This is a genomic window from Streptomyces sp. SDT5-1 (assembly GCF_052245995.1).
Classification (GTDB): Bacteria; Actinomycetota; Actinomycetes; order Streptomycetales; family Streptomycetaceae; genus Streptomyces.
In genome coordinates this window covers 7,255,421-7,280,341 of the sequence record NZ_CM125963.1, presented here as the reverse complement: position 1 = coordinate 7,280,341, position 24,921 = coordinate 7,255,421, and the positions used below count along the sequence as shown (strand labels likewise).

Here is a 24,921-nt window from a genome sequence, read left to right as displayed (position 1 = left end):
GTACCCCGTGGCAGCCGATCGCAAGCGGCCCGTCTCCCCCGCTTCCGCCCTACGCACCCTGTCCCGGGCTGTGGCGGACGGCCAGGACGGTGGTGTCGTCGGTGAGACCGTTCGCGGCGTGCCGTGCGGCGGCGGCGCGCACGTACCGCACGAGTCGCCGGGGCTCGGACAGGGCCGGGTCGTCGCGGAGTGCGGAGGTCAGGTCGTCGGACAGGGGGTAGAAGGCGCCGTCGGCGTCGCGGGCCTCGGTGACACCGTCGGACACCAGGAGCAGTGTCTCGCCCGCCCGGACCGGGACGAGGTCCGAGGCCGGTGTCTCGCCCGTCAGGCCGAGCATGCCCAGGGGCAGGGTGGCGTCGCCGGTCAGGGTGCGGACGCCGTCCGGGCCGACGGCGAGCGGGGTGAGGTGTCCGCAGTTCACGAGCTCGACGTCGATGTCACGTCCTTCCGCCGCGTCATGCGTGGGCACGTTGATGAGCGCGGCGGTGGCGAAGCGTTCGCTCTCATCACCGCCGAGCGCCCGCACGTGGACCTGGTGGCGGCGCAGCCGCTGGTCCATGCGGAGGGCCACGTCGCGGAGGTCCGCCTTGGTGTACGCGGCGGCCTGCTCGAGGCCCGCCCAGTAGGAGGGCAGCGGGCGCAGGACGGTGCGGCGGGTGGTCTCGGCGATCTCCCGGATATGGTCGGCGCGGCGCAGGGCGCTCAGCAGCCGCACACCCGCACGCAAAGATCCACCCCTTGACCAACGCAGGCCCAGCGTCAAAGATCCGACCAGGGGGTATCGGTGTCGAACAAGACGATACGGCGGCCGCTGTTCACCTGGTTTCCAGTTGCCGCAGGGGCCGGATTCTATGCGTGTGCCCTCGGGGTCGCCGCCTTCATGCCGCAAGCTGGCTTTGCGCCATCGCTGCTCGTGACAGCGATGGCACTCTTCCTCTGGGCGCTCGGCTGGAATTCGGCAGTCCGGATCACCCACACCCATGTTTCGATCACCAACTTCGTCGTGACAACGACCGTGGCGTGGACGGACGTCGAGCAGGTGACGATGGACGACGGTCTTGGCATCCACCTCAGGGACGGAAACGAACTCGGTTCGATTGCATTTGGCGGATCGCTCATCGGGGCGTTCACGGGATACCCGTCCCACCGACGTGCATATCGACTACTGCGAGATGCCCAGCAACGCGCAGGCGGCGGCCGCCGCAGGAGACTGGCCGGCGACGTCGAGATCCAGCACTCGATCGACTGGCGCCGACCGCTAGTTGCTGTGGCAAGTCTGTACACGCCGTTGCTGATCGTCTTCGCTATTGCCAGATAGCAGCGGAGAACGCTCTGAACTGCGGCAACAAGGCCTCCACCGAAACCGGCGAACGCGGTGGCGGCACGACCCCAGCAAAACAGCCACTCGCCTCCGAAGCCTTCGCGGAGTTCGACGTGCACCATGGCGAGGATTCACCCAAAGCAGTAGAAACCCGTGGACACCGGGACTATTCCGCCCCTCCCCCCGCGAGGCACTCATCGCCGGGCTTCGGGCACACGCCGCTGACTCCGCGGCCTGCTGGCCCGGCGTCAGCGGCGGGAGGCCGCCCGGAAGACGGCCACCTGGCCCCGGTCCGGTGGGCCGCAATGGTGGCGAGAGCGCGGCCGTCGAGACGGAGCTCCCGCTGCCAACGCATCGCGTGGGACCGTGCTGCCTGGCGTACCGGAGATGCCGATCGGCGACCGCATCGCCTACCAGTATCGCGGGACGCGGCCCGGCCACCGCATCCTGTGGTACCTGTGGCGGCTCGCACGCTCCTCGGGTGACAGACAGCTGGTCCGCATCAACGGGTGGGGCCGCCCCCCCCCCACCGGCCTGAAAGGAAACCCCACAAACGTGCTCGCATCCGTACCACTCGGCTGGCTGTGGCTGGCAGCCATAGGATCCCTGATCCTGTCCAGCTGCCATCTCGGCTCCTGGATCCCCTTGCGCAAGTTCCGCATCGCTTACCCGACGATCATGGTCGTGCTCAGCGCACCTCTGTATCTCGTGTGCAAGATCAAGGGCATGGACCTGCCCTCCATGCTCGTCCTGTACACCAGCGCCCACCTCGCCCTGAGCATCGGGATCCTGCCGCAGCGACGACTGTTCAAGGAAGTGTTCGAGCGCGGGCGCAACGGTGAGGAGAACCCCGAGATCACTGTCCCGACCTGGCACAAAGTGTTCTTCGGCGTCAGCCTGGTCGTGGTGTCCGTCGGAGGCTTCGCCCTCACACAAGTTTGACCCCTCTCAGTGTGACCGTGGCTGCTGACAAGATCTACGCGCCTTCGGCAGACAGCTCGTAGCCAGCTTCCTCGATCGCCGCGCGTACGTTCGCGGTGTCCAACGCCTCTTCGCTCGTGATCACAACCGTGCCGCTGTCGATGTCCACGTTGACAGCCGTAACCCCCGCGATTCCTTCGAGTTCTTCACCAACCGACTCTGCGCAGCGGCCGCAGACCATGCCTCTGACGGCGTAGGTGTGCTCGGTCACGGCGCCATTGTCTGCTGCTCGCCGCACTCGTTGTCTCGGAGAGTGCGGGTGGTCATGTGTGCTTGGCTCATACGCCCGTCCGGCGCGAACCGGCCGAAGAAGTACACCTCGGTGACGAGGTCCTTGCCGCGCTGTGAGGAGTGCATGGTGTACCGGGCGGCAAGTCGGGTGCCGTCGGCGATGGCCTCGTGCACCTCCATGTACAGAGTGGGGCGGTTCTTCCGCACGGGTCGGCAATGCGCGATGAGCTTGTCGCGGTCCATCCGGTGTCCGTCGGCGATCTCCACGACATCCGGCGTGTGATAGCGATCGATGATCACCGCTGCATCCTCGTCCGACTGCAGCAACTCCTCGGTCAACGAGGTGTAGAAGTCCGCGATGAACTGTCCGGGGTCTGTGCTGTCAAGAGGTCGCATATCGGCTCCCGTCGTTGACGTACGGACGTTATCTTTTACGAGCTGTCAAATATACAGTCGCGGATAAGTTTGGCAATATGTAAGAGGTGAAGTCGTCCCCTCCCCGTAACCGCCGCGCTGACGCCCGCCGCAGCCGGGCCGCCATCCTGGATGCCGCAACCCAGGTCCTCAACGTGGATCCCGACGCCGGCCTGGAGACCATCGCCGGGGCCGCGGGCGTGACTCGCCCGACGATCTACGCCCACTTCCCCTCCCGGGAACAGCTCTTGCTCGCGGTCGTCGAGCGCATCACCAACGAAGCCGTCGCCGCCATGGACGACATCGCCCTGGACGCCGATACCGCAACGGACACACTGCTCCGCATGATCGACGCCAGCGCCCAGGTGACAGAGCGCTACCCCGTACTGTTGAAGATGATCAGCGCGCAACCCGTCAGCGCAGAGGCCGACCGCGACCGGCACCTGCCTGTCACGGACCGGATCGGACGGGTGATCGAACGGGGCCGGCAGGCCGGAGAATTCGACGACAGGCTTCCCGTCGACTGGCTCGTTGCCTCGACCATGGCACTCGGGCACACGGCGAGCACGGAGCAGGACGCCGGCAGGCTGCCCGCGGCGGTGGCGCGGGACGCCCTGCGCACCAGCCTGCTCCGCCTGCTCGGCGCCTCCGACTCAGCAGGTGCGTCTCGTCGGTCGCAGCCGGCGAAGCAGTCGAAGTGAGTGGCGACCGACCCCTAAGAGCTCGCACGACTACCGGCATTGGAAATCGCTTTGTGTTCGATGGCACGCGCTCACGGTTCGCCGCCACAGGACAGCCGAGCGCTGCAGTTGGCCACGTAGCGGTCCGGTTGGCCACTGTCACACTCAGCCGTGGAGCTGGCCTGTCAGGTGGTTGGACCAGCGCGCAGTTCTCGGCTCTCGGCGTTGACGCCGACCAGCCAGTCGGTTGCCGTGCCTGATCCGCCCCAGAGGACTGGGCAGTGCGCGTCTCGCCGACGAGCGAAGGGAGGCGGCCAGTTCGGTCGGGGCCGGCGAGGGGCGTCACCTGTAGGCAGGGGCTGTGATCACGGCGTCGCCGCTGCAGTGGGTGTCATGCCCGGGGAGGCGCCGGATTCCTGCAGCATGACGCCTCCGGGTCGGTCGTCGTCCGTGAGAGGGCGTCCTTCCTGACCGCGTCCCGTCAGGACCAGGAGCACGATGAGCGCGGCGAGGGAGCCGGCCAGCCGTGCGCAGCGGCGGGAGCGTTCACGGCGACTCAACTCGTGCCAACGGCGCACCGGGTTGTGGTCCTTGGGCGTCCACAGCTCGCCGACCGCCTGCTCCTCGGGCGGTATCGAGGCCGACCGTTCGCGGGCGGAAGGTTCCCTCGGGGCGGTGCGGCGGATGGCACGCTCGCTGTCGGCGAGGAACTTGTGCCACTCCGCGTCGGGTATGTGCGGCTCGCGCTCCGTCATACCGCCCGCTTCCCTGGCGAGCCTTCCAGGCGGACGAATGGGATCTGTCGTCCCGCGCGCCGGTAGGAGTGTTCGCTGCCGTCGACATCGATCCTCATGAAGGAGCACAGCCGGCGTGCGGTGCGGGGGTGCTCCTGTGCGTAGCGGGCCATGATGTCGCTCCCCTCGTCCTCGCCGAGGAAGTGTGCGGTGACGGCGTGGTAGCGGTTGCCTACCTGGATGGTGGTCTTGGGGCAGGCGCGCAGGTTCTGATACCAGGCGGCCTTGGGCCCGAAGCCGGAGGCCAGGGTCCACGTGCCGCGCAGGGGGTCGCGGGCGACGATCTCGAGGGTCACACGCCGGTCGAGGCCGCTCAGCCGTCCGGTGTGGTGCAGCAGCAGGAGCCGGCGTCCCAAGAGCGACCCCAGCCCTACCCGGTAGAGGCCGATCGGCAGGCGTGCGAGGCGTCGCCGCCAGCCGCGCGGAAGCGGTGGACGGCGCGGTGCGGGGTGCTGATGGGCCGTCATCGCAGAGCCCTTTCTGGCGCTGATGTCCGACTCGATTGGGTAACAAGGTGCGCTGAAGCTTCACTTGGGCGACGCAATCTTTGCATAGTCTAAAGGCAGGGGGGTCGCCCGGCGAAGGCGACCGGTTCGGATACGACGCATGTGGGAGTGCCATGGCCATGCAGGCACGCCAGGGCAGAAGGAACTGGGTGTTGTCCTGGCTGCCCGCCGTGGTGATGGCGGTGGTCACCGTCGTGGACCTCACGGCCGGTCCTGGGGTGGGGTTCCTCCCGTTGGTGTCGCTCGGGCCGGCCTTCGCCGGGCTGATCGGCACGTGGCGGCGCACGGCGCTGATCGGTTTCGTGGCGTTGTTGCTGTGTGCGGGCCTCGGCACCTACGACGGTCTGTTCGAGACCCGGCGCGGGTACACGGCGATGGCGTCGGTCGCCGGTGTGACGCTGGCGGGTGCCATCGCAGCGAGCACGCGCTCGCGGCGGGAGGCGGAACTGGCCAGCGTACGCTCGATTGCCGAGGTCGCGCAGCGCGTGCTGCTGCGCCCGGTCCCGCGCAGCGCGGGGCCACTGCAGGTCGCCGTGTCCTACACGTCCGCGGTCGCGGAGGCACGGATCGGTGGTGACCTTTACGAGGTCGTCGCCACGCCGTACGGAGTGCGGGTGATCGTCGGCGATGTGCAGGGCAAGGGCCTCGCCGCGGTCGAGACGGCCGCCGTCGTCCTGGGGACCTTCCGCGAGACGGCGCACGACGAGCCCGACCTCGTCGCTCTCGCCGCCCGGCTGGAACGCAGGGTCGCCAGGGAGGTGAACGGCGAGAAATTCGTGACCGCGGTACTGGTCGAGGTCCGTGCCGAGGAGCGTGCCGCCATGGTGCTGAACTGCGGGCACCCGGCCCCGATGCTGGTTCGGGCCGACGGCTCGGTCGACTTCCCGCACCCACCCGTCCACTCCCTCCCGCTTGGCCTGGGCATACACGGGGGCGAGCCCCCTCGCACCCACCGCATCGACTTCGCTCCCGGCGACCAACTCCTGCTCTACACCGACGGGGTCACCGAGGCCCGCGACGCGGACGGCACTTTCTTCCCTTTGGAGGACCGGGCCTCGTTGCTCAAGACGCCCGGGGCCGAACACGCCCTCGAGGCGCTGCGCGAGGACGTGGTGCGGCACGCCAGCGGCCCACTGCATGACGACGCCGCCATGCTCTTGCTGCGCTACCGGGAGCGATGAGGCGTGAACACCGAGAGGCGGAGGGCGCAGCACGGCGTGGGCAGGGTACAAAGAGGCCATGACCAGGAAAGCGGCTCCAGCGGAGCGCATGGACGATGTGGACGCGGTGACCCGGGCGGTCCTGACCGCCTCCCGTGTACTGGTGGCGGTTTCCGCGCGCTCCCTCGCCGAGGTCGAGGAGCGGGTGACGCTCCCACAGTTCCGCATGCTGGTGGTGCTCTCCTCGCGCGGCGCGACGAAACTTGTCGTCCTGGCAGAGCAGTTGGGCGTCGCCCCCTCCACAGCGATGCGCATGGTGGACCGTCTGATCGCCGCCGGTCTCGCGGACCGGCAGACCAACCCGGAAGACCGCCGCGAGAACCTGCTCCGGCTCACCGACGAGGGCCGACGAACGGTGGAAGACGTCACCTCCCGACGCCGACGGGAGATCGCCTCGATCGTCGAACGACTCGCCCCGCAGCAACGGGTGGCACTCATCGACGCGTTGACCGACTTCAACCAGGTGGGGGGCGAACCAAACGCTCCGTCCCTTGCCGAAGGCGACGCCCTTCACCCCCTGGGCTGGGGCGAATCACCAGCAGCAGGCTGACCGGCACGAGCCCGGGACTCCTGCCGGCTGCCAAGGGACAGGAGAGCTGAACTCATGAGCGGATGGTCCACACGACACCGCCCCCAGTACGGCCGTTCCGCGGCATGCGTCGGACCGGCATGGTCATTGTCTCCCCGCGCTGACGGGCCGCGTCCTGTAATAGTGCATGCCGCGCACGGCAACGCCGGTCGGCGCGTCACACTCCGCGGAAAGCAGGCCGGCGTCGCCCGCTCACTGACCGACGTGGTCGAGATGCTCCGTCTGGCGGGCGTAGCCCTGGACGTCGATGAAGCGGCGGCTTCGCCTCTGATCGAATGGCGTGGGGGCGGCCCCGGCACATGGTGGTCCCCTTGAGCCCTGCCGCAGCCGCACCAGGGCTCGCCGAGCACCTGCGCCCCGGATGTGGCCCGGCGTCCGCGGGTGGCGAGCCGCGGTTCCGCTCTCCGTCGCGAATGGGGGGCACGGAGGGGGCTACTGCACTCGCACCCAGGTGGCCTGCGAGGGGATGCCGTTCCGGTCGGTGGCAAAGAGCATGTACCAGCCTGACGGGACGAGGGAGGCGTCGTCGGGCACGGTGACGGTCAGTGCGCCCTTGCCTCTGCCGGTGATGCCGAGGGCGACAGAACGTTGATCGAAGTCGGTGACATGGGTGGCCGATCCCGGGCGCATCAGGCGCACGTGCCGGATGCGCGCGGCGTCCGCGCTGCTCACTGTCAACCGGGCCCCGCGCTTGGTGTACGCGGTCGCCGTGGTGAGCCGCGGGCGGTGGTCCCCGCGGTGGAGGTAGGGCGGTTCGAACACCTCGACGCGCTGCTCGAAGTGTCCGGGGCGGGAGTTGGCCTTGTCGGAGAAGAGCGGGTCGGAACCGAAGACCGCGACGCGTCCGTCGGGCAGCAGGAGCGCTTCGGTGTGGTAGTTGCGGCCGACGGTCGGGGCGGCGGCCGGGGTGAAGGTGTTCTTCTTGGGGTCGTAGATCTGTGACCGGAGGATGTCACTCGCGTCGCGGCCGCGGTATCCGCGGCTGCCGCCGGTGGTGAACACGGTGTCGTCCGGCATCAGCACGCTGTTCAAATAGCGGGTCGGCTCGGGGAGGTCGGGTCCGGGCCGGAAGGCGGGGTGAGGGTCGTCGAGGTCGACGACGGCAGTGCGTGCGGTCGACTTCGGGGATTCGCCCACGCCGCCTCCGCCGAGGAGCATGACCTTGTTGTCCTGTGCCGGAGGTAGCAGCACGGACGACGAGGTCTCCAGGATGTCAGGCTCTTGCAGCCCGCCGACGGGGGTGAAGGAGTTGGTGTCCAGGTCCCACAGGCCGGGCTTGCGTCCCTTCTCGGCGGGCCCGTATCCGGCGTTGGAGCCCGAGTAGAAGAGCTTGTTCTTCCCGGTGACGAAGAAGGAGGGGTAGGTGGGGAAGTAGCGGCTGGGTGCCTTCGACCACTTCTTGGTGGACGGGTCATAGATCTCGTTCTCCCCCGGCACGATCTGTCCGACGTCGTCGAGGCCGGATACGGCGAGCACCCGCCCGTCCGAGAGCGTGGTCAGCGTCGGGTACCAGCGGGCCTCGCGCATGGATCCGACCTTGGTGTACTTCTCGGTGACCGGGTCGAACTCGTAGGCCTCCTTGATGCCTTGGAAGTCCTTCTTGTCGAGCCCGAGCTTGTTGGCCATGCCGTAGACGTTGTCGGCATCGGTGCCGCGCAGGCCCTCGATCTCGTACTGCTTGGTGGTATTGGTGACACCCTTCGCGCCTTCGACGGAGGACTCGACGTAGACGCGCGCCTGGCTGGCGGTGACCTTGACGGTGCCACCGGTGGTCGTCTTTCTCGCCGCCGGTACGTGCACCGGGAACCGGCTTCGGTATTCGGTGCCGTCCGCCGCGCGGAAGACCGTGCCCTTGGGGAAACTACGCGCCTTGTCCGGGTCCTCGTTCTTGACCAGCATCGCGCCACCCGCGCGCTTCACGTCCCCCTTGAGGACCTCGTAGCGGGCGGTGCCGCCGGCGATCAGCACCTTTCCGTCGGGCAGTTGGGCGTGACCGGCGCAGAACATGTCTTTCGGTGTGTCGATCTTCTTGAAGGTGTCGGTTCTCGGATCCCAGAGGGTGGACTTGAAGACACCGCCGTTGAACAGCTTGACGTTGTTGCCGGAGCCGGCGATCAGCAACACCTTGCCAGTGTGCAGCAGGATCGCGTGGATCGAGTTGAGCTGGTGGCCGTCAGGTAGGTCGGCCAGAGCCCAGTGGCCCCGTTTCGCCTTGTACGAGGGCTGGTTGGCCTCCCAGTCACGGTACTTCTCGTTGGCCACGCCGATCACGGCAGGCGCGTTGAGGCCGGCAAGAACCAGGACGACTCCCGCTCCGAGCCAGGTCTTGCGGGCTTTGAGGGGAGAGCGGCGGGCTGCGGCCATGGAATGCCTCCAGAAACGATGTCGTACGCGGGACCGAGGCGTCGACGACTACCGCAACCGCCCGGACGGGGCCTGAAGGCGCGCTTGTTTGCACTGTGCAAAATACCTCGATTCGCGCAACGGCCGGTCGTGGCCACCTCGGGCCGCCGAGCGAGATGCCGGCGGCCCGCCCCGGAGCCCCGTTCTGTCGGACGGCGAGTGGGCTCGGCTGGAGCCGCATCTGCCGAGGAATGTCGGTCGAGGCGGGAGTTGGAAGCCAGTGCGTGATCGCCGTCGGCGGCGGTCGGCCGATGGCACCCATGAGCGGGTTCTGCGGGCCGTGCAGGTCGACGCCGATGGATCGGCCGGTACGACACGAGAGCGCTCGTGTTTCGTGGCGCGATCGCCGTCGCAACGATCAGGTTTTGGCTTCGTTCTCCCTGACGTACCAAAGCACCAGAGAGAAGAGGTTCAGTTTCTGGCTGAGCGACACTCCATGCTCAGGAACTGGCGGTTTGACCGTTCTGGGTGACATCCGCTTTTGCACTATGCAAAGATAGCCTCGTGGACAGATTGGCCATCTACGAGACCTCCTCTGGCGGGAGCCCGACGTTCCTCACGCTGACACTCTTCGGAGAGCTGGATGTGATCAACATCGGCAAGCTCAGCGACACGGTTGTCCGCGAACTGGAGTCAGGCCACCGGCACTTGCTGCTCGACCTCGACGGGATCACATACTGCGACAACGGGAGTCTGTTCACCCTGGTGGGGATACGTCATGCCGCCAGCCATGTCGGGGGCAGCCTCGCTCTCACGGTCGCAAGCGAATGCGTTCGCGAGGCTCTGGCTTCCTCCGGACTCACTGACCTCCTTCCGTTCACCCGTTGACTCAACGGACGCTGCGCGCAGGCACCTCGCACGAGCAGAAGCCCTCACCGTCGTCAATCGAGGCTGCCGTTGATCGTGCCGTCGTCGTAGTAGTCGAGCGTGTCCCGGTGGTGCAGTCGTCCTGGGCGAGCCAGATGCCGAGCCCGCTCCCGGCGGCGGCGACCGCGAGGGCGGCGGTGGCGATGGTGGCGCGGCGCCCCCTTCCGGTCTCCTGCTGCTGTAGACGAGACTTGCCATACAAGACGCTGGAAAGGGGCCACTCACATGCCGAGCTTCTTCATGGACTGCGCCGCGATGCTGGCTCGGCAGGCGGACGGAATACTGGATGACCGCAAGCGCGAGGCACGCCGGCGGGCTGGAGCCGTGGGGCGACGCAGCGCTGAAGCCGCTCGACGTACGAGTATCAACAACAGTCTGGACGAGCTACGCAGGAAGCTGACGAGCGGGATGATCAGCAAAGAACAATTCAACGAATCCGTCGCTGCGTTGGAGCGGAAGTCCTGACCCCGGGCAGGGCACACGCAATTTCTTCGCGCAGGCGCGTGCGGGCCACATCAGCCCGCTGCGAGGACTGCTCGGCTCCAACGAACGAGCGCACCTCCCTGAGCGCAGAACCCGCAGTCCTGCTTGAGGCGTCCGGGTTGCAGCCGCGCCGAGGGCTTGTGCCACCAGTCGGTGGAGACGAACGCTGCGCCGCCCGCCTTCGCGAGGCGGAGACAGGCGGCGAGGATCAGGGACGGCCAGGCGAGAGCACTGGCCGCAGGTCTCGCCGGTGTAAATCACCCGAGGCCGAAGCCGTGGTTACGGCAGCCCTCGCTGAGGCGCCTCTGGCGCGCGGGCGAGTCGGTAGCGGTTCGGCCTGGCAGCGTTTCCAAGTATTGCTCGAATCCGGATGCCGCAACAGGGTGTGCGCAGGTGAGTGCCCCGCGGCGACGGGGGATGCACCGCGGGGCACTGGTTCCATTCTGGCATGCACCTTACTCGCGGGTAAGCCGGGGCGTGCCGAGCGAGCGAGTCGCCCGGACGGGGGATGGGCGCCGCGGGACCCCAGAGGCCGGGCGCCCTGCCGCGGCATGCGCTCCCGGCCGCTCCGTATGATCACGCGATGATCACCCGTCTCCTCGGCACACCCCGACGCATGCTCACGACCCTTTCGGTCTTGATCGCTGCCGTTGGCTTCGGCTGGTACGCCGCTCAGCCGGTCCACCCGTCATCGTGCGTCGTCTTCTCCGGGAGCTACGTGGCCCGCGACGCCTCTCCCGAGGAGCTGGCCGCGGCGAATCAGCGGGTATACGACGCGGCAGTGGCAGACGGTGCCTGTGGGTCGGCGCATGCCCGGCTTCTGAACTGGTTCAACTGATCAGGTCTTCCACCGTCAGGGGCGGTGGAAGCCGCAGTGGCGCAGCGGGACGCCTCCGTCGTCGTGGGCCGGATCGGCGAGCACGGTCGTGTCCCGGCCACCGGGGCGCGGGCCCGTGGCGGGGGCCGTGTCACAGAGATGCTCCAGCAGGTGCTTCACCATTCAATTAGTGCACCATGGGCGCGGCCACCTGCGGATCCGCCCTTGGGCCCGCCCGGGCGGGCCCAAGGTCCCGGTTACGGGATCTCCCCGATCCGGGCACCGCCCCCGAAGAGAATCTTGTGCCGCAGCCGGGTACCCGACTGGCTGAGAACGACTGCCGATGCGGGGAGCAGCCCGATGAGCGAGAGGCCGACCGCAGCCGACCAGGTCCTGGACGCCGCGCGCCGACCCGAGGCGGGACGGCGGCTGCCGACGGCGCTGTGCCAGGCCCTCTGCGAGGCCCTTCCGGTCGACGCGGCGGCGATCGTGCTGCTCACCGACACCCCTTACCGGCAGTTGCTGGGAGTGAGCGATCGGCGCGCCGTATGTCTGGAGGAGGCGGAGTACCTGGCCGGGGAGGGCCCGTGTGTCACCGCCGCGGTGACGGGTCAGCCGGTGCTGGTCGACGACATGGCTCGGCAGCTGCCGAAGTGGCCGATGTTCCAGACCTGCCTGGAGCAGGGTGACTACCGGGCCGTGTACGCCTTCCCGCTCCGCTTCGAGGCCGATGTGTTCGGCGTCGTCGCGCTGCTGTGCGAGCGGCCGGGCCCGATCACCCCGCAGACGATGCGGGACGCCACGCAGGCCGTCGCGGCCACCGCCCAGGTACTGCTGCCGTCGTTCTGGCGGCTTCTGGCACATGGCACGCTGCCGCCGTGGGAGCCCAGAGACCTCCTCGAAACGCATTGGGCCACCACCCACGCCGCGTCCGACCGGCTCGCCGGGCGCCTGGGCCTGCCCGTCGAGGAGGCACTGGCCCGGCTGCGCGCCCGCGCCTTCGCGGGCGGGCAGCCGCTGTCGAGCGTCGCCGCCCAGGTGCTCGACCCCGACTCTTGAGCCGCGACTCCTGAGCCTCGGCTCCCGAGCCTCGGTCGGGCCGAGCACCTGGGGCTCTGTCAGGCGGCTCGGGCGTGCTCGGCGTGCTCGGCGGGCCCGGTGGCCACGTCGCGCACGCGCTCGCAACTGCGTGTGATCAGGCGCGAGACGTGCATCTGCGACACACCGATCTTCTCCGCGATGCGGGACTGCGTCATGTCCTCGAAGAACCGCATGTAGAGGACCTCCCGCTCCCTCTCGGGCAGCAGCCGCAACCCCTCCTTGGCGGCCTCACGGTCGGTGATGATGTCATAGGCCTCGTCCGGCGCTCCGATGGTGTCGGCCAGGCTGAACCCTTCGTCCGCCGAAGGGAGTTGTGCCTCCAGGGACAGCGTGCTGTGGCTGTCGAGGGCCTCGATGCCCTCCTGGGCCTGCTCCACGGTCAGCTCCGCGTGCGCGGCGATCTCCTCGATCGAGGGCTCCTCGCCCGTGCCGGGCCGGTCCTGCAACTCACGACGGGCCTTCCTGACCTTGTTGCGCAGATCCTGCACCCGGCGCGGGACGTGCACGTCCCAGCTGTGGTCACGGAAGTGCCGGCGCAGCTCACCCGTGATGGTGGGCACCGCGTACGACTCGAAGGCGCCGCGCCCCGGCTCGTAGCGCTCGATGGCCTTGACCAGGCCGAGCGCGGCCACCTGCCGGAGGTCGTCGAGGCTCTCGCCCTTGTTCCGGTACCGGCCCGCGAGGCGTTCGGCCATCGGCAGCCACGCCTCGACCAGTTCTTCCAGCAAGACGTCGTACTCCGGGCCTTCAGCGGCCTCCGCGAGACGCCGGAAGTCCTGCTCGGTGTCGGGGGCGTCGTCATGAGGGTGGTGAGTAGGCATGGTCCGCGTGCTCCTCATGTTGCTGGACGTCAGATCACCAGCAGCAGAGCGCTCTCACACGGCACCGCCGCTGGTACGCGCCTGTTGTCCCAAGCACTGATCCACCGCATGCCCCTCGCCTCCACGACCAAACCCGGCGATCACCATCCGGCCTCCCGGGCGGACGGAGCCGGGCCCGCCGCTACGCCGTCACCGGGTCCTCGGGCCGTGACTCGTGCGACGGATGAGGGATCGGCGCCACCGGGCCGTGTCCGGGGCGGGCGCGGCGCGGGGTCCTGCTCCTTGTCGGACCCGGGCAGCGCTCGTCCTGGGCGGGCGCGTCGGTCGGCGTGGAGTGCCGTGACGCGAGGGCCCAGGCGGTGACGAGGTCCGCGTAGACGACGCGTTGTTCCTCGCTGAGCCAACCGCCGGAAGCCAGCATGAGGCTGCGGATCTGCTCGTTGAGTTCCTCAACGGACCGCATGCCATCAGGGGATCGAGTGGCGGACATGTGCAGAATCGTAGCGACGCCCGCCAACTCCTGGCCATGACATGACGAAGCACGCATATGCCGTTACCGGCGGGCGCCGCGTGAGGTCAGTCGGTCGCCCTGTGGAGCGTCGTGCGGCCCAGGTGGGCCTCCCCGCGGGCGGCGAGGATCTTGACGCGGACGCGGGTCGCGGTGACCGGGGTGTCGAGCGGGAGGATCCGCTGGTGGCCGATGGTCGTGCCGGTGGCGATCCGGCGCCACGTGCCATCGGTCTCGGCCTCCACGGCGAAGCTCTCCACCCGTTGACCGTGCTCGATGTCCTCGCGGACCGCGACCCGGTCGAACGTGGTGGTGCCGTCGGCGTTCGCGGCCACCGGGCGGCCGTACACCTTGCGGACCCGGTCGCCGAACGCCGTCAGTTCGGCGACGTCCGCGGCGTCGATCGTCCCCGCCTTCGACGGGGGCACGTTGAGGAGGAGCGTCGCGTTGCGGCCGACGCTCTTCTCGTACAGGTCGAAGAGCTCGGCCGCCGACTTGGGCTGTTCGTCCGCGTGGTGGAACCAGCCCGGCCGGTTGGAGACGTCGGCCTCCGCGGGGAACCAGGACAGATGAGTGACGCCGGGCTCGGTCAGCCGGTCGCGGGAGCCGATGTCGGCCGCGGTCGGTCCGTGCGGCAGCAGCCATTCGCCGTGGTACGTCCGCGGGTCCGCGGTCGTCGGCACGACGCTCCACTCGGTCTCGCGGGCGACCCCGCCCTCGTTGCCGACCCAGCGCACACCCGCCGGACCGCCGAAGACGACGGTGTCGGGCGACAGCGCCTCGATCACCCGGAACCACTCCTCGAAGCGGTACTCCTGGGTGATCCCGGCGTCGGCCCACGGATTGGCGCCGTCCAGCCAGAACTCGTCCAACGGCCCGTACTCCGTGAAGAGTTCGTAGACCAGGTTCAGGTAGTACGCGTCGTAGTCGTTGACGTGCACGGTGAACGTGGGCAGTTTCCCGGAGCGCACGGCGTCCGCCCGGTCGTCGCCGTCGACGAGCGTGGGGATGGTGTGTTCCCTGACCGCGCTGCCGTTGCCGAAGCGGCCGAGGCCACCGGGCGCGCGATCGCCGTCGTCGAGCGCGGTCTGCTCCACCGAGGTCAGCTTCCCGCCCTCCGCCTGCTTCTTCCGCAGCGACTCGATCCACTCGGCGTGCCAGGCGTGCGGCAACTCCCCGCCGTCGGACGGCGAGAGATAGATCCCCACGCGCATCCTCTGTGCGCGCGCCGCGTCCACGTACGCGCGGACGACGTTCGGCCGGCCCGGGCTCTTGAGGATCGAGTGGGGTGTGTAGCGGCTGGGGAAGAGGGTGAATCCGTCGTGGTGCTTGGCGGTGATCATCGCGAGTTCGGCGCCCATGGCCCGGTACGTGCGAATCCACTGGTCGGCGTCGACGGCGGTCGGCGCGAACGTCGCCGGGTCCTCGGCGCCCGACCCCCACTCACGGTCGGTGAACGTGTTCATCCCGAAGTGCGTGAACGCCGTGATCTCGCGGCGCTGCCACGCAAATTGGCCTTTTCGCGGGACCACGTCGGCGGCCTTGGCGATGATCTGTTCCGGGGTGTCGTTCCCGGTGACCGGGACGATCGAGGCGGGGCGGGCGCGGCCCCCGCCGCCGGCCGCGTACGCTCCGGCGCTCCCGAGGGCGGCGATCGCGGGAGCGGCTCCCAGGACACCGAGGATCTGGCGGCGAGACGTCATCCATCACTCCTACAGGCACATGGCTCGGATCTCTCTTCGCTGCGCTGTACAGCTCTGGATCATGACGCAGTAACGGATTTTCGGTAAGCCCCGTGACAGGTGCGCCCCGTGCGCCCGAAGGGGCAACGGACTGGCCGCCCCACCCTCACCCCAGCGGCACCGTCCACGCGTCGTACGCGTACACCCAGTCACCGTTGCCCGACGTGCGCAGCCAGTCGTTGCCGCGGGAGCCGATCTGGACGCGGGCGGTGCGGTCGCGGCGGGTGGTCTCGTACGACTTGAGGGCCGGTTCCGGGCAGCCGGGGTCGGCGGCGGCCAGGGCACGGGCGAGCACGACGGCGTCCTCGATGGCCATCGCGGCGCCCTGGGCCATGAAGGGTGTCATGGGGTGGCAGGCGTCGCCGAGCAGGGTACGGCGGGCCGACGACCACGAGGGCAGCGGGTCGCGGACGTAGAGGGCGGACTTGAGGACCTCGTGGCAGGCGTCGAGGACGGCGCGCGCCTCGGGGTGGAACTCACGGTAGTGGGAGCGGAGTTCGGCGGCGTCTCCGGGCGTCGTCCAGGATTCGTGCTGCCAGCTCTCCTGGGCCGTGGTCGCGAAGACGAACAGGTCCCGGCCCCGGTTGAGCGGGAAGGTGACCAGCTGGGTGGCCGGGTCCAGGCCCCACCACTTGGTGAAGGTGTCCATGCCGGGGACCTCGAGGCGCCCGGCGGGCACCACGGCGCGGTACGCGACGAGACCGGTGAACTGAGGATGGTCCGGGCCGAACAGGTCGTGGCGTACGACGGAGTGGATGCCGTCGGCGCCGACCAGCACGTCGACGTCCGCCTCGGTGCCGTCCTCGAACGTCGCGGTGACACCCTCGGCATGCTCGGTGGTGTGTGTCAGACGGCTGCCGAAGCGGACGGTTCCGGACGGCAGCGCCTCTTCGAGCGCAGCGAGCAAGTCGGCGCGGTGCATGGTGAGTTGCGGGGATCCGTAGCGGTTCTGGGCCTCGGCGCCCATCTCGATGCGGGAGGTCTCCTCGCCGGTGTCCCAGTTCCGGCTGAGGCGGTGGGTGGGGCGGGCTGCCGTGCGCCGCAGGGTGTCACCGACGCCGAGGCCGTCGAGGGCCTTGACCGCGTTGGGCGTGAGGTTGATGTCGGCGCCGACCCGGCCGAAGTGTGCCGTCTGCTCGAACACGACCGCTTCCAGGCCCGCCTGGCGCAGGGCGATCGCGGCGGCGAGCCCGCCGACGCCGCCGCCCACGATGCCGACGGTGGGTGTCGTGCGGTTCGGGTCGCGCTGCTTGTTCTTCTCGTGCATGGTGCGGTGCTCCGTGGAACTCGTGGGAGGGGTGGGGTGGTTCATGGGGCGGGGACGAGGCGGGTCAGGTCGTGGCCGACGACGACGGGACCGGCGTAGGTGGCCGCCACCTTGCGGGTCCAGTCGTCGTCGCCGACCTCGCGCGGGTCCGGCGGGCCGATGTGGCTGAGCGCGACACGCCGCGCTCCGGCCGCGGTGGCGAGTCTTCCGACGTCGCCGGGCGCGGTGTGGGACGCGGTGAGGAAGTCGAGGAGCCGGTCGGAGTAGCCGAGGCCGCGGTAGAAGTCGGGCTCCATGGTCTCGTGCACCAACAGGTCGGCGCCCGCGGCGAGTTCGCCGACGCTGTCGCTGTACGCGGTGTCGCCTGAGAAGGCCACGACACCCTCGTCGGTCTCGAAGCGGTAGCCGAAACTCTGGTGCAGCGGCGGATGCGGCACCTCGCGGGCGGTGACCCGCACCCGGTCGTCCTCGTACACGAGCACGTCCCGACCGGGCGGTGGTGACACCAGGTCGTGCGCCCTGACCAGGTCCGCGAGCGGTGTACGGGTGCTGGTGCGCAGGCGTACGGCGATGTCCTGGCCGAAACCGGCGAGGAGGTGGGTGAGCAGACCTTCGGTGCCGGGTTGCGGCCGGTCGGGCTCGGTGTGGTCGGGCCCAGGGCCGGCGATGTGCACGGGCTGGTTCACGCCGTCGTTGGCCGGGCCCCAGCCGAGGAGGAACAGGTTGAACAGGTCGGCGGTGTGGTCGGAGTGCAGGTGGGTGAGGAAGACCGCCCGCAGGTCGCTGAGGCGCAGCCCCGCCTGCGCGTACTTGCGCAGCGCGCCGTACCCGGCGTCCACCAGGTACGTACGGTCCCTGACGACGACCGCGGTGGAGGCGCCCTGGCGTCCGGGCGCGGGGTAGGGGCCGGCGCCGGTGCCGAGCAGGATGACACTGAGCGCGGTCGGATCGTCCGGTGGTGTGTCGCCGGTGACTCGAACCGGGTCGGGTGGGACCGCGAGGGAGGACGGGGCCGCGGTGCCGCAGGTGCACAGGTCGGCGGCGGGCTGCCCGTCGCACGTCGGGTGGCTCACGGCGAGACCTCCTCGAGGGTGCGGCCCGCGGTCTCCTCGGCGAAGAGACCCGCCACCACGGCGCCGGCCAGCGTGAACACGGCCAGCAGGAGGAAGACCGCCGACAGCTGGGTGCCACCGCCGTAGACCAGGCCCACGAGCAGCGGGCCGACGATCAGGCCGAGGCGGTTCATGACGCCGCCCATGCTGCACCCGAGGGCGCGGGCGCGGGTCGGGTAGAGCTCGGGCGTGTAGAGGTAGAGGCTGATGTTGACCGCGAAGTTGAACATGGCGGCGAGCGAGGACCACACGGCCAGTTGCCAGGGCGCTCCGGCGCCGAGCACGGCCAGGACCACGAGCATCGCGGTCGTCCCGCCGAGGCCGCCCACGACGATCCCGCGCCGCCCGACCCGGTCCACCAGCAGCGCGGCGAGGACACAGCCGACGAGTCCTGCGACCGATGCCATGGTGCTGTACCAGAGCGCCGAGCTGAGGGACATCGCGTAGACGCCCTTGTAGAGGGTGGGCAGCCAGGACGTGATGCCGTAGTTGGCGAGGTAGCCGACGAACCAGATGGTCCAGACGACCAGGGTGCGGCGGCGGTAGCGGCCGGTGAACAGGTCCCGCAGTGAGCCGCGGGCAGGTGCCGGGGCCGGCGTTTCCCGTACGGCCGGGGTGGTCGGTTCGGGCAGCTCGGCGCCGCTCGCGCGCCGTACGCGATCCTCGATGAGATCCATCGTCGCCCGCGCCTTCTCGTACCGGCCGCGGGAGGCGAGCCAGCGGGGCGACTCCGGGATGCGGCGCTGGAGGAGCACGGACGCGAGACCGGGGGCTGCGGCGAACAGGTACAGCGCGCGCCAGCCCCAGTGCGGGATGACCCATGCGGCGAGCAGTGCGCCCGCCGCGAGGCCTGCCGGGAACACGATCTCGTAGAAGAGGACGAAGCGGCCCCTGCGGTGTGCCCGACTGATCTCGCTGATGTACGCGGCGGCGGTCGGCACCTCGCCACCGATGGCGAAGCCCTGTACGAAGCGGAGCACCAGGAACGGCGCCAGTGAGGTGCAGCCGGCCATCAGCAGACTGCACAGGGCGGTGAGGGCGACGCAGATCGAGATGACCTTGACGCGGCCGACCCGGTCGGCGGCCCAGCCGGAGACGAAGGCGCCGAGCAGCATGCCGATGGAGCCGATGGTGAGGGTGAGCGTGGTGCCCGCCGCGGAGATGTCCCACTCCTTGGTGATGACGGGCAGTGTGTAGGCGATCAGCAGCTGATCGAAGGCTTCGAAGAAGGTGACCACGCCGATGGCGAGGCGCACCATGACCTGCCAGCGGGACATGGGCAGCCGTTCGAGGCGTGCCGCGATGTCCTGCCCCGTGGCGTCGGGCGTGACGCTGGTACTCATTCGGCCCTCCTGCGGGCCTGGCGGCCCCTGCGGATATGACTTAGCTCTAAATGATTTAGCGCTAAGGTTTCTAGCAGGCCGCGAGAAGCGGCCACAACCCCTCCACGCCAAGAGATTGCGGCCGCTTCACATGTGATGTGTCGTCAGGTACGAGGCCGGGGCCTACCCGCCGACCTCGCCGCTCCCCCGCCCCGACGTCCGCTCGGCCGCCCGGTCCAGGGACCGTTCCAGCCGGCTCAACAGGCCCGCCAGCTGGTCGCGTTCGGGTTCCGTGAGGTCGGCGAGCATGTCCGCCTCGTGGGCGAAGTGGGCGCCGATGATCTCCTCGGCGAGCGCGAGCCCGCGGTCGGTGAGCTGTATGTGTACGATCCGGCGGTCGTCGGGGTCCCGTACGCGCAGGGCGAGCCCGGCGGCCTCCAGCTTGTCGACCCGCTGCGTGATGCCGCCGCTGGTCAGCAGGTTGGCGTCGGCCAGTTCACTGACGGTGCGCCGGTACGGGGCGCCCGCGCGGCGCAGCGCTGCCAGCACGCCGAAGGCCGGAACGGTGAGGTCGTACGTGTCGAAGAACGCGTTCAGCTGGGCCTGGTAGCGGTTGAAGCTGCGGTGCAGCCGCCCGAACACGCCCAGCGCGGTGGCGTCCACCTCGGGGAACTCGCGTTGCCACTGCTCCAGCATGGCGGCCACAGCGTCCTGCTGCCCCGCCCCCGGTTCACTCATCACGTCCTCATCCCGCCGCCCGAGAGAGTTGGGCCGCGCCGCGAGCAGGCATTCTACGGCGGGAGACGCCGCCCACCGGCGTCCAGGTACCGGGCGACCGTCACTCCTCGCCGTAGTACAGCCGGAGGAACTCCTCGAGCGCCGCGTCGACGCCTTCGCGGTCGCCGGTCGCGAGCAGGTCGAGCAGGAGACCGCGCACCGTGGCGAGCCCCACCCGCGCGCGGTTGCGGGCCACGGCGGGATCCGCCCCCGCCGCGACGTCGGCGGCGACGAGCGGCTCGAGCCAGTCCTCGACCAGCCCCTCGAGGAACGGAGCCGCCTCGGGACGCCCTTGCAGCGCGTGCCCGCAGATCTCGAAGAAGAGCCGCTCCTGACCGGCGAGCCGGGGGTCGGTCAGCTCCCGCCACAGGCGTCGCGCGGCGTCGGCGGGCGCGAGCCCGGGTTCCAGGCGGAGCCGGGACAGCAGATCGCGCTGCCGCCGCTCCGACTCCCGGACGATCTCGACGAACAACTGCTCCTTGGAGCCGAAGTAGTGGATGAGCATGCGGTGACTGACGCCGATGGCCGCGCCCAGGCCGCGCAGGCTCAGGCCTCCGATGCCGTGCGCGGCGACGTGCTCGACGGCGGCGTCGACGAGCTGCGCGCGCCGGTCCTGCCCGGACGTGCGATCCGCTGCCGAGTCATCCGCATTCACCTTCACCACGCCACGAGTGTACCAATCGGTACACCCGCGATGTACCGTGTGGTACATGAAGCCTGTCATCGTCTCGATCGACGTTCCTCAGACGGCAGAAGAGGTCTACGACTTCCTCGATGTCATGGCTCACCACGAGCGATTCACCGACCACTACCTGACGGACTGGCGCTACGGCGGCCCCGACCGCGGCGTCGGATCGCGCGCGACGGTCCTGGCCGCCCTGGCCGGCACGAAGGCCGACGTCTCCATCGAGGTCGTGGAGGCCGAGGCCCCGCGGCTCATCGTGGAGCGCAATGTCAGCGCGGCCGGCCGCCGCCTGGCCCAGGGCACGTACACCCTGGACCGCCTGCCGTCCGGCAGCACCCGCGTCACCTTCACGTACACATGGCTGCGGGCCCCGCTCGCGGACCGCCTCCTGGCCCCGGTCGTCCGCCTCGTGATGCGCCGCGCCAACGACACGGCGATGCGACGCCTGGCCGCCGAGCTGGCCCGATCCTGACGACGGTCGCCGCTGTCAGGACATGTACAGGGACCGGCGCGCGCGACGCCGCCGCCGAGCGGCCCGCTCCCCCGCGGCGACCGCGTCCTGCTCGGTGGCGCCGCGTGCGCGGGCCTTCTCGTAGGCCTTGGTGCGCGACTCGTCCGCCTTCCGGGCGGTGCGCTCGCGCAGTCGAGTACGAAGTCCCATGGCGTCTCCCGGCACGGTCGGAGGGATGTCACCTCCATCATCGGCGGCCCGCCCGACGCCCGGCATCAACCGATCGGCTGCTCCACCCGTCCCATCGACGGATGGCGGCCCCCTCCCGGTCTCAGTACTCGCCCTTGATCACGAAGAAGGAGCCGCGGATCTCCCCGGCCAGCTTGGACTTCTGGCGGGCGAACTTGAACGTCGACGCCAGTTCCTCCGGCACCTCCATGCCTTCCGACAGCTTGAACCCCACCGCGCGCTTCGCGCCGTCCTCGATGCCGTACATCACGTTGATCGCCAGGCCGGACTCGTAGAACACGTACGCCATCCGGAACCCGCCCACCTCGAAGGAGGTCGCCTCCAGCGGGCGGGAGGCGATGACGAGGCCGCGCTCCTCGGAGAGGATGCGGGACACGTAGTCGACGACGTCGGACGCCTCGCTCGCCGGGCGGACCGTGAACTCGTGGTCGTACTTGTTCTTGAAGTAGCGCGCTTCGTTGGCGCGCAGCCCGGCGAGCGCGTCCGTCACCGGCGACGACTCCAGGCCGACGGTGGACACGTTCTTGAAGTCGACGGTGTACGGCATGACGTCCTCCTGACACTGCGGCCCGGCCATTGACCGCCGGGTGCCCGCCGGACCTCCCGGCGACGTCTTCACGCTACGTCCGAGGCGGGGGCCCGGCTTCTCGATTCCTGACCGGTTCGGGACCGGCAAGGCCTGCGACGGCCGCTGGTGTCACGCTGGGCCGCGTGGTGTCAGGCGTTTGACCTCGCGGATGACCGGGGCCGTCTCGACCGACTGGATGTCCGGGAGGGCGCCGATGTGGTGGTTGAGGTAGAGGTACAGCTCGGTGGCGTTGCGGCAGATCACCGTGGCGATCAGGTTCGAAGGGCCCGTCGTGGCGGCGACCAGGTCGGTCTGCGGGTGGGCGCTGAGGGTTTCGCCGACCCGTTGCAGCGCGCCCGGTGCCACCCGCAGCCACAGCATGGCGCGCTTGCGGTAGCCGAGCCGGACCGGTGGGAAGTCGACGTTCACACGGATCGCGCCGGTCTCCCGGAGGCGTTCGAGGTGGCGGCGGACGCTGGACGTGGACAGGCCGGTCGCGGCGGCGAGTTCGGGCAGGCTCGCGCGGCCGTCCTTGGCCAGCGCGTCGACCAGCGCGTGGTCGGCCTCGTCGAGCTCGACGGTCTGCTGGGCGGTGCCGAGGGCGGCGAGCGGCGGCACGGGCGGGGACGGCGCCGGGGTGTGCTCCGGCAGCAGCGCGGTGTGCTGTTCCGGGGTGAGGGCGCCGAGCTTGGTATACCAGCGGGGCGGGTTGCCGCAGAAGGTGCGCAGGAAGCAGTGGGCGTCGAAGGAGATGATCCGCGGCGTGCGGGGCAGGGCGCTGAGGAGGACCTCCTCGTCCTCCTCGGCGCCGCCCGTGTGGATGGTGCAGTGCAGCTCGGTGCCGCCGGAGGCCAGGCTGATGTAGCCGGTGTCCGGGCGGCGGGCCAGTGCCTCGGCGATGGGCAGGGCCGCGTCCGGGGCGCAGCGCAGACGGATCAGCCACCGGGTGCGGCCGAGGCGCTCGGCGTCGGGTTCGCCGACGATGTGCAGTCCCGCCCCGCGCAGCCGCCGGTAGCGGCGGGCCACGGTGTGCTCGGAGACGTCGAGCACGGGCGCGATGCGGCGGAACTGAGCGCGGCCGTCGAGCTGGAGCGCGTGCAGCAGCTGCCGGTCGAGCCGGTCCGGTGTGCTGGTATCGGTCACATGGCCCTCCGCTGATGCCGGTGTCTGCCGCTTTTCCCGCGCCGACTGGGAGCGGCGGGCGTGCTGCGTGATCGTAGGTCGCGGGGACGGCGGCCGTCACACCGCCCCATGTCTCCTTTCTCGTATCTCGTACTTTGAGGACGTCACATGTCACAGCAGGTTCGTGGAGTCGTGGTCACCGCCAAGGACGCACCGGCGGAAGTCACCACCATCGTGATTCCGGACCCGGGCCCGGGCGAGGCCGTGGTGCGGATCGAGGCGTGCGGCGTGTGCCACACCGATCTGCACTACAAGCAGGGCGGGATCGGCGACGAGTTCCCCTACCTCCTCGGTCATGAGGCGGCGGGCGTCGTGGAGAGCGTCGGCGAGGGGGTGGACGAGGTCTCCGTCGGTGACTTCGTCGTCCTCAACTGGCGTGCGGTGTGCGGGCAGTGCCGTGCCTGTCGGCGCGGGCGTCCGCAGTACTGCTTCGCCACCCACAACGCGAAGCAGAGGATGACCCTGGAGGACGGCACGGAGCTGTCGCCCGCGCTGGGGATCGGTGCGTTCGCCGAGAAGACGCTGGTGGCCGCCGGGCAGTGCACCAAGGTGGACCCGGCCGTGTCGCCCGCCGTCGCCGGTCTGCTCGGCTGTGGTGTCATGGCCGGGATCGGCGCCGCCATCAACACCGGGAACGTGGGCCGCGGCGACAGCGTCGCCGTCATCGGCTGCGGCGGTGTCGGTGGCGCCGCGATCATGGGCTCCCGGCTCGCGGGCGCCGCGCGCATCATCGCCGTCGACATCGACGACGCCAAGCTGGCCACCGCCCGCTCCCTGGGCGCCACCCACACCGTCAACTCCCGTACGCAGGACCCCGTCGAGGCCATCCGCGAGCTGACCGGCGGCAACGGCGCCGATGTCGTCGTCGAGGCGGTCGGCCGCCCGGAGACGTACGAGCAGGCCTTCTACGCCCGCGACCTGGCCGGCACCGTCGTCCTCGTCGGCGTACCCACCCCCGACATGCGCATCGAGCTGCCGCTGCTCGACGTGTTCGGCCGCGGCGGCGCGCTCAAGTCCAGCTGGTACGGCGACTGCCTGCCGGAGCGCGACTTCCCGATGCTGGTCGACCTGCATCAGCAGGGCCGCCTCGACCTGGGCGCCTTCGTGACGGAGACCGTCGGCCTCGGCGACGTCGAGAAGGCCTTCGCCCGCATGCACGACGGCGACGTCCTCCGCTCGGTGGTGGTCCTGTGATGAGCGCGCGCATCGAACACCTCACCACGTCCGGCACGTTCAGCCTCGACGGCGGGACCTGGGAGGTCGACAACAACGTCTGGATCGTCGGCGACGACACCGAGGTCGTCGTCATCGACGCCCCGCACGACGCGGAGGCGATCGCCGAGGCCGTCGGCGACCGCACCCTGAAGGCCATCGTGTGCACGCACGCGCACGACGACCATGTGCGCGAGGCCCCGAACCTGTCCGTGACGACCGGCGCCCCGATCCTTCTGCACCCCGACGACCTGCCGGTGTGGGAGCTGACCCACCCCGGCCGCAAGCCGGACGGCGAACTCGCCGACGGACAGGCCGTCGAGGTCGCGGGCATCGAGCTTCAGGTGCTGCACACACCGGGCCACGCGCCGGGCGCGGTGTGCCTGTACGCGCCCGCCCTCGGGGTGGTGTTCACCGGTGACACCCTCTTCCAGGGCGGCCCCGGCGCCACAGGGCGGTCGTTCTCCGACCATCCGACGATCGTGGACTCCATCCGGCGCCGGCTGCTCACGCTGCCGCTCGACACGATCGTGCACACCGGCCACGGGCCGAGCACCACGATCGCGGCCGAGGCCCCCGGCTTCGACCAGTAGGACCGGAGGTCGGCGGCCCTGGCGG

30 protein-coding genes and 1 pseudogene are annotated in these 24,921 nt (G+C 69.8%); 13 read left to right on the top strand and 18 right to left on the bottom strand.

Translation table 11 applies throughout. The annotated features are described in order from the left end of the window. Nucleotides 1-49: 49 nt before the first annotated feature. Complete coding sequence (locus ACTWJ8_RS33430; RefSeq protein WP_443261283.1) at nucleotides 50-727, bottom strand: PP2C family protein-serine/threonine phosphatase; 678 nt, start codon at nucleotides 725-727, stop codon at nucleotides 50-52. Nucleotides 728-784: 57 nt separating this feature from the next. Between ACTWJ8_RS33430 and ACTWJ8_RS33425 the strand changes: the two genes are divergently transcribed. Beyond that, nucleotides 785-1,318, top strand: a complete 534-nt coding sequence (locus tag ACTWJ8_RS33425; protein WP_356373517.1) for a hypothetical protein — start codon at nucleotides 785-787, stop codon at nucleotides 1,316-1,318. 390 nt (nucleotides 1,319-1,708) lie between these two features. Beyond that, the gene (locus ACTWJ8_RS33420; protein ID WP_443261282.1) at nucleotides 1,709-2,263 is read left to right on the top strand and encodes a hypothetical protein; all 555 of its coding nucleotides are present in this window, start codon (nucleotides 1,709-1,711) and stop codon (nucleotides 2,261-2,263) included. Nucleotides 2,264-2,297: 34 nt separating this feature from the next. Here the strand turns inward: ACTWJ8_RS33420 and ACTWJ8_RS33415 are convergent, their stop codons facing one another. After that, nucleotides 2,298-2,513: a heavy-metal-associated domain-containing protein gene (locus ACTWJ8_RS33415; protein WP_356373519.1), complete on the bottom strand. Its 216-nt coding sequence runs from the start codon at nucleotides 2,511-2,513 to the stop codon at nucleotides 2,298-2,300. Next, nucleotides 2,510-2,929 carry a nuclear transport factor 2 family protein gene (locus ACTWJ8_RS33410; RefSeq protein WP_356373520.1) on the bottom strand — a complete coding sequence of 140 codons (420 nt, stop codon included), beginning with the start codon at nucleotides 2,927-2,929 and terminating at the stop codon, nucleotides 2,510-2,512. Before ACTWJ8_RS33410 ends, ACTWJ8_RS33415 begins: the two co-directional genes overlap by 4 nt. Before the next feature lie 86 nt (nucleotides 2,930-3,015). On the opposite strand from ACTWJ8_RS33410, the gene ACTWJ8_RS33405 reads away from it, so the two are divergent. Further along, on the top strand, nucleotides 3,016-3,648 hold the full coding sequence (locus tag ACTWJ8_RS33405) for a TetR/AcrR family transcriptional regulator (RefSeq protein WP_443261281.1): 633 nt from the start codon (nucleotides 3,016-3,018) through the stop codon (nucleotides 3,646-3,648). A 344-nt stretch (nucleotides 3,649-3,992) separates the two neighbouring features. On the opposite strand, the gene ACTWJ8_RS33400 is transcribed toward ACTWJ8_RS33405, so the two are convergent. Then, the gene (locus tag ACTWJ8_RS33400; RefSeq protein WP_356373522.1) at nucleotides 3,993-4,382 is read right to left on the bottom strand and encodes a hypothetical protein; all 390 of its coding nucleotides are present in this window, start codon (nucleotides 4,380-4,382) and stop codon (nucleotides 3,993-3,995) included. Continuing rightward, nucleotides 4,379-4,888, bottom strand: coding sequence for a nitroreductase family deazaflavin-dependent oxidoreductase (locus tag ACTWJ8_RS33395; protein WP_443261280.1), 510 nt, complete (start codon nucleotides 4,886-4,888; stop codon nucleotides 4,379-4,381). Before ACTWJ8_RS33395 ends, ACTWJ8_RS33400 begins: the two co-directional genes overlap by 4 nt. 158 nt (nucleotides 4,889-5,046) lie before the next feature. Between ACTWJ8_RS33395 and ACTWJ8_RS33390 the strand changes: the two genes are divergently transcribed. Together ACTWJ8_RS33390 and ACTWJ8_RS33385 are read left to right on the top strand one after the other, a co-directional pair. Beyond that, complete coding sequence (locus tag ACTWJ8_RS33390) at nucleotides 5,047-6,108, top strand: PP2C family protein-serine/threonine phosphatase (RefSeq protein WP_356373867.1); 1,062 nt, start codon at nucleotides 5,047-5,049, stop codon at nucleotides 6,106-6,108. A 58-nt stretch (nucleotides 6,109-6,166) separates the two neighbouring features. Beyond that, a complete protein-coding gene (locus ACTWJ8_RS33385) occupies nucleotides 6,167-6,697 on the top strand; it encodes a MarR family winged helix-turn-helix transcriptional regulator (protein ID WP_443261279.1) in 531 nt (176 codons plus the stop codon). Between the two features lie 471 nt (nucleotides 6,698-7,168). Here the strand turns inward: ACTWJ8_RS33385 and ACTWJ8_RS33380 are convergent, their stop codons facing one another. Further along, the gene (locus ACTWJ8_RS33380; RefSeq protein ID WP_443261278.1) at nucleotides 7,169-9,100 is read right to left on the bottom strand and encodes a galactose oxidase-like domain-containing protein; all 1,932 of its coding nucleotides are present in this window, start codon (nucleotides 9,098-9,100) and stop codon (nucleotides 7,169-7,171) included. Nucleotides 9,101-9,284: 184 nt separating this feature from the next. On the opposite strand from ACTWJ8_RS33380, the pseudogene ACTWJ8_RS33375 reads away from it, so the two are divergent. From ACTWJ8_RS33375 to ACTWJ8_RS33360, 4 genes and pseudogenes are all read left to right on the top strand, one after another. Then, nucleotides 9,285-9,437: pseudogene (locus ACTWJ8_RS33375) on the top strand (IS5/IS1182 family transposase); the annotation flags it as partial. 215 nt (nucleotides 9,438-9,652) lie between these two features. Continuing rightward, entirely contained in the window at nucleotides 9,653-9,967 is a 315-nt protein-coding gene (locus ACTWJ8_RS33370; protein ID WP_356373526.1) for an STAS domain-containing protein, read from the top strand. 264 nt (nucleotides 9,968-10,231) lie between these two features. Continuing rightward, entirely contained in the window at nucleotides 10,232-10,471 is a 240-nt protein-coding gene (locus ACTWJ8_RS33365; protein WP_443261277.1) for a hypothetical protein, read from the top strand. 601 nt (nucleotides 10,472-11,072) lie between these two features. Next, a complete protein-coding gene (locus ACTWJ8_RS33360) occupies nucleotides 11,073-11,327 on the top strand; it encodes a hypothetical protein (RefSeq protein ID WP_356373528.1) in 255 nt (84 codons plus the stop codon). A gap of 15 nt (nucleotides 11,328-11,342) precedes the next feature. Here the strand turns inward: ACTWJ8_RS33360 and ACTWJ8_RS33355 are convergent, their stop codons facing one another. Further along, on the bottom strand, nucleotides 11,343-11,489 hold the full coding sequence (locus tag ACTWJ8_RS33355) for a hypothetical protein (RefSeq protein WP_356373529.1): 147 nt from the start codon (nucleotides 11,487-11,489) through the stop codon (nucleotides 11,343-11,345). Nucleotides 11,490-11,666: 177 nt separating this feature from the next. On the opposite strand from ACTWJ8_RS33355, the gene ACTWJ8_RS33350 reads away from it, so the two are divergent. Beyond that, the gene (locus ACTWJ8_RS33350; protein WP_356373530.1) at nucleotides 11,667-12,365 is read left to right on the top strand and encodes a GAF and ANTAR domain-containing protein; all 699 of its coding nucleotides are present in this window, start codon (nucleotides 11,667-11,669) and stop codon (nucleotides 12,363-12,365) included. 59 nt (nucleotides 12,366-12,424) lie between these two features. On the opposite strand, the gene ACTWJ8_RS33345 is transcribed toward ACTWJ8_RS33350, so the two are convergent. The 8 genes from ACTWJ8_RS33345 to ACTWJ8_RS33310 form a co-directional block, all read right to left on the bottom strand. Further along, a complete protein-coding gene (locus ACTWJ8_RS33345) occupies nucleotides 12,425-13,228 on the bottom strand; it encodes a SigB/SigF/SigG family RNA polymerase sigma factor (RefSeq protein ID WP_443261276.1) in 804 nt (267 codons plus the stop codon). A 181-nt stretch (nucleotides 13,229-13,409) separates the two neighbouring features. Further along, nucleotides 13,410-13,691, bottom strand: coding sequence for a hypothetical protein (locus ACTWJ8_RS33340; protein WP_443261275.1), 282 nt, complete (start codon nucleotides 13,689-13,691; stop codon nucleotides 13,410-13,412). Nucleotides 13,692-13,804: 113 nt separating this feature from the next. After that, a complete protein-coding gene (locus ACTWJ8_RS33335) occupies nucleotides 13,805-15,439 on the bottom strand; it encodes an alpha-L-fucosidase (protein WP_443261274.1) in 1,635 nt (544 codons plus the stop codon). A gap of 145 nt (nucleotides 15,440-15,584) precedes the next feature. Continuing rightward, nucleotides 15,585-16,745, bottom strand: a complete 1,161-nt coding sequence (locus ACTWJ8_RS33330; RefSeq protein ID WP_443261273.1) for an FAD-dependent monooxygenase — start codon at nucleotides 16,743-16,745, stop codon at nucleotides 15,585-15,587. A 41-nt stretch (nucleotides 16,746-16,786) separates the two neighbouring features. Then, nucleotides 16,787-17,818, bottom strand: a complete 1,032-nt coding sequence (locus tag ACTWJ8_RS33325; RefSeq protein WP_443261272.1) for an MBL fold metallo-hydrolase — start codon at nucleotides 17,816-17,818, stop codon at nucleotides 16,787-16,789. Next, a complete protein-coding gene (locus tag ACTWJ8_RS33320) occupies nucleotides 17,815-19,200 on the bottom strand; it encodes an MFS transporter (protein ID WP_443261271.1) in 1,386 nt (461 codons plus the stop codon). The genes ACTWJ8_RS33325 and ACTWJ8_RS33320 overlap by 4 nt, the downstream gene beginning before the upstream one ends. A gap of 162 nt (nucleotides 19,201-19,362) precedes the next feature. Then, entirely contained in the window at nucleotides 19,363-19,917 is a 555-nt protein-coding gene (locus tag ACTWJ8_RS33315; RefSeq protein WP_356373537.1) for a MarR family winged helix-turn-helix transcriptional regulator, read from the bottom strand. A 100-nt stretch (nucleotides 19,918-20,017) separates the two neighbouring features. Beyond that, nucleotides 20,018-20,620: a TetR/AcrR family transcriptional regulator gene (locus ACTWJ8_RS33310; RefSeq protein ID WP_443261270.1), complete on the bottom strand. Its 603-nt coding sequence runs from the start codon at nucleotides 20,618-20,620 to the stop codon at nucleotides 20,018-20,020. Nucleotides 20,621-20,666: 46 nt separating this feature from the next. Here ACTWJ8_RS33310 and ACTWJ8_RS33305 point away from each other — a divergent pair, with 46 nt between their 5' ends. Next, nucleotides 20,667-21,113: an SRPBCC family protein gene (locus ACTWJ8_RS33305; protein ID WP_443261269.1), complete on the top strand. Its 447-nt coding sequence runs from the start codon at nucleotides 20,667-20,669 to the stop codon at nucleotides 21,111-21,113. A gap of 15 nt (nucleotides 21,114-21,128) precedes the next feature. Here ACTWJ8_RS33305 and ACTWJ8_RS33300 read toward each other — a convergent pair whose 3' ends face one another. The 3 genes from ACTWJ8_RS33300 to ACTWJ8_RS33290 all read right to left on the bottom strand — a co-directional run bounded on the left by ACTWJ8_RS33300 (nucleotide 21,129) and on the right by ACTWJ8_RS33290 (nucleotide 23,052). Continuing rightward, nucleotides 21,129-21,302: a hypothetical protein gene (locus tag ACTWJ8_RS33300; protein ID WP_443261268.1), complete on the bottom strand. Its 174-nt coding sequence runs from the start codon at nucleotides 21,300-21,302 to the stop codon at nucleotides 21,129-21,131. A 121-nt stretch (nucleotides 21,303-21,423) separates the two neighbouring features. Then, nucleotides 21,424-21,888 carry a hypothetical protein gene (locus tag ACTWJ8_RS33295; protein ID WP_443261267.1) on the bottom strand — a complete coding sequence of 155 codons (465 nt, stop codon included), beginning with the start codon at nucleotides 21,886-21,888 and terminating at the stop codon, nucleotides 21,424-21,426. Between the two features lie 150 nt (nucleotides 21,889-22,038). After that, complete coding sequence (locus ACTWJ8_RS33290) at nucleotides 22,039-23,052, bottom strand: Lrp/AsnC family transcriptional regulator (RefSeq protein ID WP_443261266.1); 1,014 nt, start codon at nucleotides 23,050-23,052, stop codon at nucleotides 22,039-22,041. Between the two features lie 147 nt (nucleotides 23,053-23,199). Between ACTWJ8_RS33290 and ACTWJ8_RS33285 the strand changes: the two genes are divergently transcribed. Both ACTWJ8_RS33285 and ACTWJ8_RS33280 read left to right on the top strand, forming a co-directional pair. Next, nucleotides 23,200-24,285, top strand: coding sequence for an S-(hydroxymethyl)mycothiol dehydrogenase (locus ACTWJ8_RS33285; RefSeq protein ID WP_443261265.1), 1,086 nt, complete (start codon nucleotides 23,200-23,202; stop codon nucleotides 24,283-24,285). Further along, nucleotides 24,285-24,896, top strand: coding sequence for an MBL fold metallo-hydrolase (locus tag ACTWJ8_RS33280; RefSeq protein WP_443261264.1), 612 nt, complete (start codon nucleotides 24,285-24,287; stop codon nucleotides 24,894-24,896). Before ACTWJ8_RS33285 ends, ACTWJ8_RS33280 begins: the two co-directional genes overlap by 1 nt. Nucleotides 24,897-24,921: the final 25 nt, after the last annotated feature.